Annotated in this window: 12 protein-coding genes; 5 read left to right on the top strand and 7 right to left on the bottom strand. The window is 62.4% G+C overall.

The window, feature by feature from the left end; all coding sequences use genetic code 11:
* Nucleotides 1–13 precede the first annotated feature (13 nt).
* The 5 genes from ACO6TG_RS14015 to ACO6TG_RS13995 all read left to right on the top strand — a co-directional run bounded on the left by ACO6TG_RS14015 (nt 14) and on the right by ACO6TG_RS13995 (nt 7,279).
* Complete coding sequence (locus ACO6TG_RS14015; RefSeq protein WP_422378735.1) at nt 14–1,543, top strand: di-heme oxidoredictase family protein; 1,530 nt, start codon at nt 14–16, stop codon at nt 1,541–1,543.
* Nucleotides 1,543–2,613: an imelysin family protein gene (locus ACO6TG_RS14010; RefSeq protein ID WP_422378734.1), complete on the top strand. Its 1,071-nt coding sequence runs from the start codon at nt 1,543–1,545 to the stop codon at nt 2,611–2,613. The genes ACO6TG_RS14015 and ACO6TG_RS14010 overlap by 1 nt, the downstream gene beginning before the upstream one ends.
* Entirely contained in the window at nt 2,594–3,751 is a 1,158-nt protein-coding gene (locus ACO6TG_RS14005) for a DUF1513 domain-containing protein (protein ID WP_422378733.1), read from the top strand. Before ACO6TG_RS14010 ends, ACO6TG_RS14005 begins: the two co-directional genes overlap by 20 nt.
* Nucleotides 3,752–3,878: 127 nt before the next feature.
* On the top strand, nt 3,879–6,749 hold the full coding sequence (locus ACO6TG_RS14000; RefSeq protein WP_422378732.1) for an AsmA family protein: 2,871 nt from the start codon (nt 3,879–3,881) through the stop codon (nt 6,747–6,749).
* A gap of 179 nt (nt 6,750–6,928) precedes the next feature.
* A complete protein-coding gene (locus ACO6TG_RS13995; RefSeq protein WP_094072921.1) occupies nt 6,929–7,279 on the top strand; it encodes a hypothetical protein in 351 nt (116 codons plus the stop codon).
* Between the two features lie 63 nt (nt 7,280–7,342).
* On the opposite strand, the gene phnN is transcribed toward ACO6TG_RS13995, so the two are convergent.
* The 7 genes from phnN to ACO6TG_RS13960 form a co-directional block, all read right to left on the bottom strand.
* On the bottom strand, nt 7,343–7,921 hold the full coding sequence (gene phnN / locus ACO6TG_RS13990) for a phosphonate metabolism protein/1,5-bisphosphokinase (PRPP-forming) PhnN (protein ID WP_422378731.1): 579 nt from the start codon (nt 7,919–7,921) through the stop codon (nt 7,343–7,345).
* Complete coding sequence (locus ACO6TG_RS13985; RefSeq protein ID WP_422378730.1) at nt 7,914–9,059, bottom strand: alpha-D-ribose 1-methylphosphonate 5-triphosphate diphosphatase; 1,146 nt, start codon at nt 9,057–9,059, stop codon at nt 7,914–7,916. Before ACO6TG_RS13985 ends, phnN begins: the two co-directional genes overlap by 8 nt.
* Nucleotides 9,056–9,805 (bottom strand): DUF1045 domain-containing protein, encoded by a 750-nt coding sequence (locus tag ACO6TG_RS13980; protein ID WP_422378729.1) that lies wholly within the window; start codon nt 9,803–9,805, stop codon nt 9,056–9,058. The genes ACO6TG_RS13985 and ACO6TG_RS13980 overlap by 4 nt, the downstream gene beginning before the upstream one ends.
* A gap of 106 nt (nt 9,806–9,911) precedes the next feature.
* A complete protein-coding gene (gene phnL / locus ACO6TG_RS13975) occupies nt 9,912–10,616 on the bottom strand; it encodes a phosphonate C-P lyase system protein PhnL (RefSeq protein WP_422378728.1) in 705 nt (234 codons plus the stop codon).
* A 12-nt stretch (nt 10,617–10,628) separates the two neighbouring features.
* Nucleotides 10,629–11,417 (bottom strand): phosphonate C-P lyase system protein PhnK, encoded by a 789-nt coding sequence (phnK, locus tag ACO6TG_RS13970; RefSeq protein WP_094072917.1) that lies wholly within the window; start codon nt 11,415–11,417, stop codon nt 10,629–10,631.
* Nucleotides 11,414–12,343, bottom strand: a complete 930-nt coding sequence (locus ACO6TG_RS13965) for an alpha-D-ribose 1-methylphosphonate 5-phosphate C-P-lyase PhnJ (protein WP_422378727.1) — start codon at nt 12,341–12,343, stop codon at nt 11,414–11,416. Before ACO6TG_RS13965 ends, phnK begins: the two co-directional genes overlap by 4 nt.
* The gene (locus tag ACO6TG_RS13960; RefSeq protein ID WP_422378726.1) at nt 12,340–13,479 is read right to left on the bottom strand and encodes a carbon-phosphorus lyase complex subunit PhnI; all 1,140 of its coding nucleotides are present in this window, start codon (nt 13,477–13,479) and stop codon (nt 12,340–12,342) included. Before ACO6TG_RS13960 ends, ACO6TG_RS13965 begins: the two co-directional genes overlap by 4 nt.
* Between the last annotated feature and the right edge of the window lie 2 nt (nt 13,480–13,481).

Below are 13,481 nucleotides of genomic sequence, written 5' to 3'. Positions count from 1 at the left end.
CAGGATGCGATCCATGAAACCGGTTCCCGGTTCCGGCGCTGTATTGGGCGCCTTTTTGTGTATGTGGCTGGCCGCAGAGCCGGCGCTTTCCGCAGACCCGCTCCCGCACCGGAACGACCTGTCGGCCCAGGACAGGGCAAAAGTCTCCAAGGTGCTGTCGTTCCCCACGGACTTTGAAAGGGCTGAACCTTTCGAGTTGATGCAGGGCGGTGCGGGCACGTCGCAACGCCGACCCAACCGCGATGCGCTTTCCCATGCCAATGCCAATCTGACCTTCGAGGAACAGCATCTGTTCAAGGTCGGCAACGGCCTTTTCAAGAAACTCTGGGCATCTTCACCCTCTTCCACCCAGGCGTCAGACGGGCTCGGTCCGCTCTACAATGCCCGCTCCTGTCAGGGCTGCCATTTGAAGGACGGTCGCGGCCGGCCGCCGCGCGAGGGCGACGAGGCCGTGTCGCTGTTCCTGCGCCTGTCCATTCCGCCGCAAACGGACGAACAGCGCCAGGCGCTCACGCAAAAAGACATCCTGTCCGTGCCCGAACCCACCTATGGCGGCCAGTTCCAGTCCTTTGCCGTCCCGGGTCTTGCGGGTGAAGGGCGGTTCGACATCGAAACGGAAGAGATCGTGGTGCCGCTGAATGGCGGGGAGACGGCGATCCTGCAGCGCCCGATCTACAAGATCCGGGATCTCGGGTTTGGTGACATGCATCCGGAGACGCTGGTATCGCCCCGGGTGGCGCCACCCATGAGCGGCCTCGGCCTCATCCAGGCCATTCATCCGGGAGACCTGGAGGTCCTGGCCGATCCGGAAGATGCCGATGGCGATGGCATCTCCGGCAAGATCAGCCGCGTCCGTGATCCTCAAACGGGAAACTTCGTCATCGGCCGCTTTGGATGGAAAGCAAGCAATCCGACCATCCGGACACAGACCGCCGGCGCCTTTTCCGGTGACATCGGCATTTCAACGCCGGACAAGCCCGACAATTATGGCGATTGCACCGAAGCGCAAACCACCTGCCGGGAATTGCCTCATGGCGAACAGGCCAAGCTCGGACCCACCGAAGCTCCAGATCCGGTCATGGAACTGGTGACCTTTTATTCCGAGAACCTTGCGGTTCCGGCCCGACGTGACGTGGAGGACCCGGAGGTTCTCAGGGGCAAACAGGCGTTTTACGAAGCCGGCTGCACGTCCTGCCACCAGCCGAAATTCGTCACCAGCCGTGATGCAGACAATCCGGCACACCGGTTTCAGCTGATCTGGCCCTACTCGGATTTCCTGTTGCACGATATGGGCGAAGGGCTCGCGGATGGTCGCCCGGTTGGCGACGCGTCGGGCCGGGAGTGGCGGACGCCACCGCTTTGGGGTATTGGCTTGACGGAGACGGTCAACAATCACACCCGCTTCCTGCATGACGGCCGGGCGCGCAACCTGCTTGAAGCGGTGTTGTGGCACGGAGGCGAAGCCCAACAGGCGCGCGATGCAGTTGTGGCGCTCTCGCCCGCGGATCGCCAGTCTCTTCTTCGGTTTTTGGAGTCTCTTTGATGCGGTCTCTACTTCTCGCCCTGGCAATCACCCTGCCGGCCTTGCCCGCCGGGGCTGCTGACTTGAACACGCCGCTTCAGGCCGTTATTTCCAGTTACATCGGGCCCGCAACTCAGAATTTTGCCACCGCTGCAGCCAAGCTGCCTGGCGCAGTTGAAGCCGTTTGCGCTGACAACAGCAACACCAATCAGCAGGCCTTGACGGCAGCATTTTCCGAAACCGTCGACCGGTTTGCCCGGATCCATTTTCTTCGTTTTGGTCCCCTGCTGGAGGACGACCGCCTCAACCGGCTGTCCTTCCTGCCGGATCCGCGCGGCATTGCGCAGCGTCAGATCCGGAAGGTCTACGCGGCAAAAGACGAGAGCGTGCTTGACGTTCAAAGTCTGAGGGAAAAAAGTGTCGCGCTTCAAAGCCTGACCGCCTTTGAACTGATTGCCTTTGACAAGTCGGCAAATCTTGTTCTTGGCACCGAAGAAAAAAACCGGGATTTCACCTGCCGGTATGCGCTGGCGATCGCCCAGAACGCAGCCGCCATTTCGGTGGCGGTCGCCGCAGACTGGGCCGATCCGGATGGATACCGCAAGCTGCTTCTGACGGGCGGCGCCGACAACCCGCGCTTCCGGTCATCCAAGGAAGCCTTTGAAACCGTCTACAACGCCTTCACCACGGCGCTGACCATCGTCAAGGACCAGGATCTTTTGCCAGCCCTTGGCACCAGTACCGAAAAGGCAAAACCGCGCCGTTTTCCCTATTCGCGGTCCGGCAACGCAGTCACCTATCTGACCGCGGAACTGGATGGTGTTCGGGACGCGATTTTCAGCATGCCGCTCAAAGACATGATGTCGGCGGATGACCAGTGGACACTTGATACGCTTGGTTTTGAATTCAAGAATGCCGACGGCTATCTGGCGAAGCTTCAACCACCGCTGCGGACCACGTTTGGCGAAAACGGCAGTTACAACATGGCGTCCGCCCTTGTGATCAATGTCGGATCGATCCAAGACCTGTTGCAGGGCATTGCCGGGGCTCTCGACCTGTCAGGAGGGTTCAATGCCCTGGACGGGGACTAGGGCGCGGCGCCTGTCGCGGCGCGGTTTTCTGTCCGCGCTGGGCAGTCTGGCCTCGGCACCGGCCTTTTCCCGCTCGACGCTCGCCGCCAGTCTTCTGGGGCGTGATGCTGCCGACGACGTCCCCCTGTTCATCAGCGCCTTCCAACAGGCGGATGGCGCCTATGGTGTCGGCATCGTTGATGACCTGGGGCAGATCCTCGCAAAGGTCTCCCTGCCTGGTCGCGGTCACGGCGTTGCCGTTTCGCCCGACAAGAGGTGTCTGGTCGCTTTCGCCCGTCGCCCCGGCACTTTTGCGGTTGTCATACGACCGTTTCGGGAGCAGGAACCGCGTGCGCTGACTGCTGAACCTGGCCGGCATTTCTTCGGCCATGGCTGTTTTTCGGCCGATGGCCGGCTGCTTTATGCCGTTGAAAACGACTTTGACAACGCTCGCGGCGTCCTCGGCGTCTACGACATGAGCGGCCGGGACATGCGCCGCCTGGGCGAATTGGACACCGGCGGCATCGGACCGCACGATCTGCTGCTTACCCCGGATGGCAAGACGCTGATCGTGGCCAATGGCGGTATTGAAACCCACCCGGACAAGGGCCGCGAAAAGCTCAACCTTGAGACAATGTCTCCGTCTGTCGTCTTTCTCGACCGTGAGACAGGCGACATCCTGGCCGAACACCGTCTCGAGAAAGACCTGCATCAACTCTCCTTGCGCCACATGGCGCTCGATGCGGAAGGACGTGCCTGGGTCGGCGGGCAATTCGAAGGACCCGAGACTGAAACGCCGCCGCTGGTCGGCGTGTTCTCTCGTGACAGATCGCCCGTTCTGATGGAAACTCCAATCAAAACGGCTTCGGAATTGCAGAATTACATTGGCTCCGTTACGGCCAATCGGGCCGGCGACGTCATCGCCACCTCTGCACCGCGTGGCGCGCAGACGCTGTTCTGGAACGCTGCGACCGGGGACTATCTCGGCACCCAAAGCATCGCAGACGGTTGCGGCGTCGCACCGATCGACCAGGGCAGTTTCCTGGTTTCCGACGGCAATGGCGCGCTGTCGTTGGTGACGGACCCCCAGGACCCGGCAGAAATCCTGGCACGGCCCCCCGGAATTTCCTGGGACAACCACATGTTCGCACTTTCCTGAGGCACGCCTTTCCGCTGCAAATCGGGCAGGTTCCGTTTTTGGCCAAATTCGGCGGGCACTCTGTGTCGCGACGTTCCGCCTCAATTGGTCTACATTGGGGCCGATTCGCCATGGGGAGACCGGAATAATGCGTCGGCTTTTGATCGGATTGGGCAGCTTGCTGTTCATGCTGGTGACCATCGTCCTGGTGGTGCCGCTGTTCCTGCCCAAGGACGAAATCAAGCGTCAGGTAGTTCAACAGGTGGATCAGCGCCTGGGTTGGCGGCTGCGCCTTGATGGCCCCGTGTCGCTGTCGCTTTTTCCAGCCTTCTCGCTGACGGCCGACAAGGTTGGTGTTGCCGGCGAAGCGGGCGCCGACGGCATCGAGTTCGCCAAGGCAGAACGTATCGAATTCGGCCTGGGCTGGGGCGGGCTGATTTCCGGCAATATCAATGTGACGGGCATCGCGCTGGAGCAGCCGGACATCTATCTGGAAGTCGGGCCAAATGGCACCACAAGCTGGGAGCCGCGCCGGGATTTGCCGGGTGACAATGCTCCGGCCTCGGCGGAGGCCGCCGCGCCGACCTCTTCCGCAACGGAACCCGCAGCGGGGGAAGAAACGTCCTCTGCACCCTCTCAAGGATACTTGAAGAGCATTGGTGTCGACCGGCTTCAGATCTCCGGCGGTACGGTCACCTGGAAGGACCAGTCCGCCGACCAGCCCATCCGGATCAGTGATCTTGACCTGACCTTGAATGCGCCGGATCTTGCGGGCGAGGTAGCGCTGGAAAGCCAGTTCGTGCTGCAGGACATCCCGCTCGGCGTCTCCGGAACCTTGTCCAATCCGCTTGGCATGGTCGCTGGCGAACAGGTGCCCGTTTCCCTGACCCTTTCCAGCGGCGAGAACAGTCTGAAAATCGACGGCAATGGCGGTATCAAACCGGCTCGGGCGGATTTGGCCCTGGAAGCTGCCGGACCCTCCCTGAAGGCTCTGGCTGCCCTGGCAGGCCAGGACATCGAAACGGATCCGGGGGCCTTCAAGCTGGATGCCAAGGTGGCCGGCAATGAAGCCGCCGTGTCCGTTGCAGACCTTCATGTGTTGCTCGGCCAGTTGTCGCTCGGCGGGGCCGTGGACGCGGACCTCGCCGGACTGGTGCCGGAAATTTCGGGTCGCGTGGTGTTGAAAGACGGCTCGATTGCCGATCTTCTTCAGCTTTCTGGCCAGAACCTGCCCGCAAGCGGTAAACTCAGCGCCGATCTCGCCTTTGAAACGGTTGGCCTGACGGGTGAGGAGCTGGTTGCGGGGCTCGACATCAACGGGACCGTGCGCGTCGCGGAAGGTGAAATCGGCGGCCTGGGTCTTGCCTCCGCCGTTGGCGGCGACCCGGAAGCCGACAGGCTGACCAATCTTGCCATGCAGGTTGAGCTGGAAGGGCTGGAGAACCCGATTTCGCTCAGCGGTGCGCTTTCCTGGCGCGGTGAGGCTTTCAGCCTGACAGGCGAGGCAGCCACGGCGCAGCTGCTTGCGGGCAATGCGGCACCGGTTTCCGTAACCGTGAAAAGCAACCGGCTCAGTGCCGGGTTCAACGGGCAGGCATCGAGAACAGGTGCGGTTGACGGTGCTGTCAATCTGGAAACGGCCGATCTGCGTGGTCTGATGGCCTGGATGGGGCAACCGCTCGGTACAGGTGGCGGCCTGAACCGCTTCAAGGCGTCCGGTATTTTTGGCGTGAAGGGCGATACGCTGTCCTTTGAAGAAACGCGCTTTACCCTGGATGACACCTCCGGAGAGGCAAATGGCCGGATTGTGCTCGCCGGCAAACCGTCGGTAACCGCACGGCTCGATCTGCGCGAACTGGTGCTTGATCCCTATCTCGGGAGCGCGTCGAAAGCTTCGGGGGGCAGCTCTCAGGGAACCGGCTCGGGTGGCGCCAGTGGTGGTCAGCGGTCAAACAGTCAGGGGTGGAGCACAGCGCCAATCGACTTTTCCGGTCTGAAAGCCATTGATGCCGATTTCAAGCTCACCACGCGTGAAATCCGCTGGGACAAGATCAAGATCGACCAGAGTGCGTTGTCGACAACGATCAAGAACGGCGTGCTGACGGCCAATCTGGAAAATCTGGCGCTCTATGGTGGCAAGGGCACCGGCATGGTGACGCTGAACGGCGCCGCGGCAACGCCGGAACTCTCGGCCAAATTCTCGATGAACAATCTCAATGCCTATCCGGTCCTGCGCGATGCCGCGGATTTTGGCTGGATCGAAGGCAAGGCGACCATCAATCTGGACGTCACGTCGAGGGGAGGCAGCGAACAGGCGCTGGTGCAGGGTCTGAACGGCACGGCCAGCTACAACTTCGCCGATGGAGCCATTCGCGGCATCAATATTCCGAAGATGGTGCGTGGCCTATCGATCGAGACCCTGCTCGGCTGGCAGACCAATCCATCGGCCAAGACCGACTTCAGCTCGCTCGGTGCGAGCTTTCAGATCCAGAACGGCATCGCTACGACCAATGACCTGTCTCTGATCGGTCCGCTGATCCGCATGACCGGCAAGGGCACCACCGACATGCCGGCGCAAAGGCTGTCCTGGCGGGTTGAGCCGAAGATCGTGCCGACGCTTGAAGGTCAGGCACCCCAGCCGCGCCGGAAGGGCGAGGACAAGAAAATGGCCGGGCTCGGTGTGCCGATCGTGATCGAAGGCAACTGGAACGATCCGCGCATCTATCCCGACATCAAGGGCATCCTGGAAAATCCGGAAGCGGCCTACAAACAGCTGGAAAAGACCGGCGGCGAGCTGATCTCGATCTTGAAGGGCGACAAGGCGCCTTCGCAGGAACTGGTGGATCAGGCCAACAAGGTCATCGAGCAGGCGACCGGCGGCCGCACCCAGATCGACGTCGAGAAGGTCATCGAGGGCAAGGTCGACGACGAAGAGGTTCTGAAGGCCGTCGAGGAAGGCTTTGGCCTGCCGCAAGGGCTGCTCGGGAACGTGTTCGGCAACAAGAAGAAGAAGAACTGACCGGATCATGGCCGCATTCGTCACGGTGTTGTCCACCGGCTAAGCGGCTGTTTTTCAGGTGGTATTTCTTTTTCAAGGAATCTGGGCGTGTAAAGGCAGCCACTGACTCTTCAGGTTCATTGCGCTTTTGAGGCGGCTTGCTACGCTTGAAGGGTCGAGGCGAATCTTGCGAGGCAAGCATGTCCCGGTCCAACGAAGCGCAGTGCGGCCGCCTGATGCGGACCGCCTGCATGAATGTCATAGGGTTCTGGCAATTGCTGCAGGAACCGGATGTTCACGAGCTCGACCCTGTCAAGCGCATGCAGTACAGGGCCTATGTGGTTGGATGCGCCCTTCACCTTGCCGATCTGGTGGTTCAACACGAAGAGGCCATGGCCGATCTTTATCCGCAGGACTGGGAGCCGGACCTGACGGGCAGCGCCCGGGATTTCCGCGAAATGGCCTACGCCTTTGACGGCGACTACCAGGACGAGCTCGACGAGCAGGCGCTCACCTTCAGTCAGAACGTGCTCTGCGTTTTCGTGCAATAACGAAGGGTCAGAGAAAATCGCGTTTAACCGAGGATCATTGGATCTCGTTAATCGCGACACTCTCTAGAGCTCCAGGGCGGCCATCATCCGGTTGACCGCTTCTTCCACCGTGCCGGTGTTTTCGATCCGGACCAGATTGGCAACGTTGTCGGGTTCCAGGTCGGCGCGTTCCAGCCGTCTTTGAATGTCTTCCCGGCTTTCCCGGCCGCGGGCCGCCAGGCGCCCGGCGAGAACCTCGACCGGGGCCGTGATCAGCAGCGTGATGGCGGTCCGATACTTGCCGTCGGCCTGTTTCAAGACACGGCGGGAGCCGTTGGCAATGACGGTCTCTCCGGAGCGGATGGCATCGTCATAAGTCTTCGGGATGACATAGCCGAGACCGTGTGCCTCCCAAGAAAGCGCGACGCCGTCTTCGGCGACCAGCCGGTCGAAGGCCTCCCGGCTGAGCGTGTCATGGTCTTCTGCATTGGCATCGGCGACCCTTGTGATGGCCCGGCGGGCAAAGGAGACATCCTTGCGCCCGGCAAGGCGCGCCTTGAGCGCGTCCATCAGCGTATCCTTGCCGGCCCCGCTCGGGCCGACAACCAGAACCATGCGTCCGGGCCCGAGTTTTTCAGCCGTTTTTAGGGCTGCGTCAGGCAACGCGCTTGCCTTCCCGCCAGACGCCCCGCACCACCGGAATGGCACCGACCATCTTGACCTGGATCAGATCAGCCCTGCGGCCCGGCGTGATCATGCCGCGATCGGTGAGACCAATGGCGTTGGCCGGTGTCGACGTGACGGTTGCCACCGCCTTGGGCAGGCTGATCGCCTCGATTTCTTCGGCCAGCTGGAAGGCGGCCTGAAGCAGCGAGATCGGGACATAATCGGAGGAGAGCACGTCAAGCACGCCAGCTTCGGCGAGTTCCCTGGCCGAGATGTTGCCGGAATGCGATCCGCCGCGCACCACGTTGGGCGCACCCATCAGCACGGCCATGCCGGCCTCATGAGAGGCTTTGGCCGCTTCCAGCGTGGTCGGGAATTCGGCGATCTTGGTGTTGAGACCGACCGCTTCATCCACGTGAGCCACTGTGGCATCGTCATGGCTGGCGATGGCGATGCCGCGTTCTCCGGCAATTTCGGAGAGCTTCTTGCGGTTTGCCGGGGCGATTCCGCTGGCGCGTTGCTGACGCTTCTGGATGAATTCTTCCATCTGGGCGTCGGTGAAGCCCTTCTTGCCCTGGTAATAGATCTTGTAGGCATCCAGCGACACGAACTGGCGCTGACCGGGCGTGTGATCCATCAGCGAGATCAGGCGGATGCTGTCGTCGTCCTCGAACACCTTGAAGGCATCAAGAACGTCCGGTGCGGAGACTTCGCAGCGCAGATGGATGAAGTGATCGGCGCGCAGGCGGTTTTCGCGTTGGCCGGTCTCAATGGCATCGGCCAGGGCACGCATGTCCGGATAGCGCAGGTCCGCGTCCTCGTCCATGCCGACCCGCAGGGCATCGAACACCGTGGTGATGCCGGAACAGGCGATCTGGGCGTCATGGGCCTGAACGGCTGATACCGCGTTCCAGCGCACTTTCGGGCGCGGCGCATAATGGGTTTCCAGATGGTCGGTGTGCAGCTCAACAAGCCCGGGCAGAAGGTAATCGCCTTCGCAGTCATGACCTTCGGTTTCCGTCGGAGACCCCACCTCGGAAATCAGCCCGGCGTCATCGACCGTCAGGGACCCGTCCAGAACGTCATCGGCCAGAATGAGGCGGGCGTTCTTGAAGGTTTTGGGATGCGTGCTCATGCAGTCTCCTTGCGGGTTTGGCCTTCGATCTCGGCGAGCGCGTTTTCCGGCGACGTGTCGCCGTGCAGCTGGAAGATCGAATGGACCTGGAAAGGAGCGCCGCGCTCCTGCTCGGTATAAAGTCCGACCTGCGCGCAGGTGCGCGGCTGGCCGGTGACCTCTGAAAAATGCGTTTTTGCGGCCGAAGCCAGAAGGCGGGCTTCCGTGTCGTTCTCCAGCTTGTTGGAGAGCGTCATGTGGAAGCGGAATTCGTCAAAGATGTAAGGATAGCCCCAGGAGGTCATGTAGCTATCCAGCTTCGGCGAGAGGCCGCTCTTGCGGCGCCGTTCCAGATCCGCTTCGCTGAGCGGTGCACGGAAAGGCTCGAACCGGCGGACGCAGAGCGCGGCGAAGGCGGAAAGCGCTGCTTCCGGCTGGTCCGGTGTCAGGGCCAGAAACCGGCCGAGCGGATTGACGCTGAGGCTCTTGACCTCAAACGGGGCAATGTCGGCGGCAAAGGCCTGGCAGGCGGCCACGAGATCCGCTTCGCTCTTGCCGTTTTTCAGTGAAAACGGCGCCTTGAGCGTGCCGTGGAACCCGTAGCGGCGCGGATCCGTGGTCAGGGCTTCAAAGCGGTCGGCATCCAGGCCGTCAATGGCCGGTTGTGTCAGGGTTTTGCCGGTGAAAGGGTCCCGCCCCAGCCAGTGATTGCCAAGCTGCATGAGGGGATCGCCTGCGTCGGCGGCAAAGTAGATCGCGTAGCGCATGGTCAGAATCGCAATATCAAAAGAGGCCGGAGTGATGGCCTATAGGCGGGTGGTGACTGTTCTGTGACAGTTTCCACCCGCCCGCAAGCATTTCCTTCTATCGGGCTCAGGCGGCCGCGTCGGCGGCGAAGCCCGAGACGTCGATGATCCGGTCGGCGATCTGCTCGCGCACATCCTGGTCGTGGAGAATGCCGACCATGGCAACGCCCTTGGCCTTCTTCTCTTCCACCAGGCGCACCACGACGGCCCGGTTGGCCGCATCGAGTGATGCGGTCGGCTCGTCGAGGAGCAGGATCGGGTAATGGGCAATGAAGCCACGGGCGATGTTGACGCGCTGCTGCTCGCCGCCGGAGAAGGTGGCTGGCGGCAGGGTCCAGAGCCGCTCGGGCACATTCAGCCGGGCGAGCAGAGCCCGCGCCGTGTCGACCCCTTCGGCTTCGCTCGCGCCCTGCGCGATCAGCGGCTCGGCGACGACATCTTCAGCCGAGACACGCGGAATGGTGCGCAGGAACTGGCTGACATAGCCGATCGTGTCTTCGCGCAGCTTGAGCACCTTGCGCGGTTCGGCGCCGGCCACATTGACGATCTCGTCGGTGACCGTGACCAGGATCTGGCCCTGGTCGCAGCGGTAGTTGCCGTAGATCATTTTCAGGATCGAGCTCTTGCCGACCCCGGACGGGCCGCCCAGCACCACGCATTCGCCGGCATTGACCGAGAATTCGACATGATTGACCACCGGAATGACGGCGCCGCCCTGCAGATGCATGGTGAAGGTCTTGCCGACATTGTTGAGATAAAGGCGTACGGGCATATCTGGCATCCTTTACACCTGGAGAATGGAGGAAACGAGCAGCTGGGTGTAGGGCTCGCGCGGGTCGTCGAGCACCTGGTCCGTCAGGCCGCTTTCAATGACATTGCCGTGGCGCATGACCATGATCCGGTGCGACAGCAGCCGGGCAACGGCCAGGTCATGGGTGACGATCACAACGGAGAGGCCAAGATCGGCCACCAGCCGGCGGAGCAGATCCAGAAGACGGGCCTGGACCGAAACATCAAGACCGCCGGTCGGTTCGTCCATGAACACCAGCCGCGGCCGGGTCACGAGGTTGCGGGCGATCTGCAGGCGCTGGCGCATGCCGCCGGAAAAGGACCGCGGATCGTCGTCGATGCGGTCGCTCTCGATTTCCACCCGGCCCAGCCAGTCATCGGCGGTGGAGCGGATGTTGCCATAGTGGCGGTCGCCGATGGCCATCAGCCGCTCGCCGACATTGGCGCCGGCGGAAACGTTCATGCGCAGGCCGTCGGCAGCGTTCTGGTGCACGAAACCCCAGTCGGTGCGCATCAGCAGGCGGCGTTCGGCCTCGGTCAGCTGATAGAGGTTGCGCATGGCACCGTCGCGCATGCGGTACTCGATGGCGCCGGTGGTCGGCGCGAGGCGGGTCGACAGGCAGTTGAGCAGCGTGGTCTTGCCGGAGCCGCTCTCGCCGACAATCGCCAGCACTTCGCCCGGCCAAAGGTCGAAGGAAACGTCGAGGCAACCGACCCGGTCGCCATAATAGCGGGTCACATTATGGACCTGCAGCAGCGGGTCCTGGTCTTGGATGGCGGTCATCGGGCGGCCTCCCCGGCCTTGGTGTCGTCGAGTTGGTGCGCTGCCTGGCTGGCGGCCATCGGACCGACATGGCCCGCCGCGCGCCGTTCCTCGCAATGGTCGCTGTCGGAGCAGACGTACATGCGCCCGCCCTTGTCATCGAGGATGACCTCGTCGAGATAGACATTCTCCGCGCCGCAAAGAGCGCAGGGCTTGTCGAATGTCTGCACCTCGAACGGGTAGTCCTCGAAGTCGAGGCTTTTCACCTTGGTATAGGGCGGAATGGCGTAGATGCGCTTTTCGCGTCCGGCGCCGTAAAGCTGCAGGGCGGCCATTTCGTCGATCTTCGGGTTGTCGAATTTCGGCGTCGGCGAGGGGTCCATGACATAGCGGTCGTTGACCTTGACCGGATAGGCATAGGTCGTGGCGATGTGACCGTTCTTGGCGATGTCCTCGTAGAGCTTCACATGCATCAGGCCATAGTCTTCCAGCGCATGCATCTTGCGGGTTTCCGTCTCGCGCGGCTCCAGGAAGCGGAGCGGCTCGGGGATCGGCACCTGGAACACCAGAACCTGGTCTTCGGTCAGGGTCTTTTCCGGGATGCGGTGGCGGGTCTGGATGACGGTGGCTTCCGCGGTCTCGTAGGTGGTGCGGATGCCGGCGGTCTTTTCAAAGAAACCGCGTAAGGAAACCGCGTTGGTGGTGTCGTCGGAACCCTGGTCGATCATCTTCAGGCAGTCGTTCTGCCCGAGGATCGCGGCGGTCACCTGCACCCCGCCCGTGCCCCAGCCATAGGGCATCGGCATTTCGCGCGAGGCGAACGGCACCTGGTAACCCGGGATGGCGATGCCCTTCAGGATCGCCCGGCGGATCATGCGTTTGGTCTGTTCGTCCAGATAGGCGAAATTGTATTCGCCCTGGTCGTAGATCTGAGCCGTGTCGTTCATTCTGCGGCCTCCTGGGCGCTCACGCCCTCTTCTTCCGTGGCGTCGTCTTCCTGGCGGCGTTTTTCGAACCACTCGGCGCGCATCTGGCGCACGAGGCCGAGTTCGGCCTGGAAATCGACGTAATGCGGCAGTTTCAGGTGTTCGACGAAGCCGGTTGCCTGGATGTTGTCGGAATGGGACAGGACAAATTCGACATCCTGTGCCGGGGCGACCTGCTCCTCGCCGAGTTCTTCCCAGCGGAGCGAGCGGTCCACCATGGCCATGGACATGGCCTTGCGCTCCACCTGGCCGAAGACGAGGCCATAGCCGCGGGTGAAGGTCGGCGCGGCCTTGGCCGAGCCCTTGAACTGGTTGATCATCTGGCACTCGGTCACCTTGATGGTGCCGAGCGTGACGGCAAAGCCGAGTTCTTCGGCAAAGAATTCCACCTCGACCTCGCCAAAGCGGATCTCGCCGGCAAAGGGGTGCGTGCGGCCATAGCCGCGCTGGGTGGAATAGGCGAGCGCCAGCAGAAAGCCCTCGTCGCCGCGGGCGAGGTTCTGCAGGCGCAGGTCCCGGTCGGCGGGGAAGGACAGCGGCTCGCGGGTCAGATCACCGATGGGCGTGTCTTCATCGGTGACCGGGTCCGGCTCCATCAGGCCTTCATCGCCCAGAAGATCGGTGACGCGCGGCATCGCCGTTTCGTGCGGCTCGGCGGTTTCCACCTCTTCAGGGGTGCTGCCGTCATCCTCGGCGGCAAGGGCAAAATCGAGCAGGCGGTGGCTGTAGTCGAAGGTCGGGCCCAGCACCTGGCCACCCGGAAGGTCCTTGTAGGTGGCCGAAACGCGGCGCTCGACCAGCATGGCGCCGGTGTCGACGGGCTGGCTGTAGCCGAAGCGCGGCAGCGTGGTGCGATAGGCGCGCATCAGGAAGGCGGCCTCGATCAGGTCGCCCCTGGCCTGCTTGATGGCCAGCGCGGCGAGGCCTTCGTCATAGAGCGAGCCTTCGCCCATGACGCGGGCCACGGAATGGCTCAGCTGCTCGGCGATCTGGTCAAGCGTCAGTGCGGGAACGGACGTGTCGCCCCGGCGGCGCTTGGCGGTGAGCTTGTGGGCGTTGCGGATGGCTTTTTCGCCACCCTTGACGGCAACATACATGG

The sequence above is a fragment of the Roseibium sp. genome (assembly GCF_965233565.1).
GTDB lineage: Bacteria > Pseudomonadota > Alphaproteobacteria > Rhizobiales > Stappiaceae > Roseibium.
The sequence above is the reverse complement of the archived record's forward strand: the minus strand, read 5'-3'. Positions and strand labels throughout refer to the sequence as shown.

Bases quoted from the DNA above. Each gene is read 5' to 3' on its own strand.
- ACO6TG_RS13995 (WP_094072921.1), top strand. From the start codon at position 6,929: ATGTCCCGGTCCAACGAAGCGCAGTGCGGCCGCCTGATGCGGACCGCC.
- ACO6TG_RS13965 (WP_422378727.1), bottom strand. From the start codon at position 12,343: ATGAACGACACGGCTCAGATCTACGACCAGGGCGAATACAATTTCGCC.
- ACO6TG_RS14015 (WP_422378735.1), top strand. From the start codon at position 14: ATGAAACCGGTTCCCGGTTCCGGCGCTGTATTGGGCGCCTTTTTGTGT.
- ACO6TG_RS14010 (WP_422378734.1), top strand. From the start codon at position 1,543: ATGCGGTCTCTACTTCTCGCCCTGGCAATCACCCTGCCGGCCTTGCCC.
- ACO6TG_RS13985 (WP_422378730.1), bottom strand. From the start codon at position 9,059: ATGAGCACGCATCCCAAAACCTTCAAGAACGCCCGCCTCATTCTGGCC.
- ACO6TG_RS14005 (WP_422378733.1), top strand. From the start codon at position 2,594: ATGCCCTGGACGGGGACTAGGGCGCGGCGCCTGTCGCGGCGCGGTTTT.
- phnL (WP_422378728.1), bottom strand. From the start codon at position 10,616: ATGCCCGTACGCCTTTATCTCAACAATGTCGGCAAGACCTTCACCATG.
- ACO6TG_RS13960 (WP_422378726.1), bottom strand. From the start codon at position 13,479: ATGTATGTTGCCGTCAAGGGTGGCGAAAAAGCCATCCGCAACGCCCAC.
- phnK (WP_094072917.1), bottom strand. From the start codon at position 11,417: ATGACCGCCATCCAAGACCAGGACCCGCTGCTGCAGGTCCATAATGTG.
- ACO6TG_RS14000 (WP_422378732.1), top strand. From the start codon at position 3,879: ATGCGTCGGCTTTTGATCGGATTGGGCAGCTTGCTGTTCATGCTGGTG.
- ACO6TG_RS13980 (WP_422378729.1), bottom strand. From the start codon at position 9,805: ATGCGCTACGCGATCTACTTTGCCGCCGACGCAGGCGATCCCCTCATG.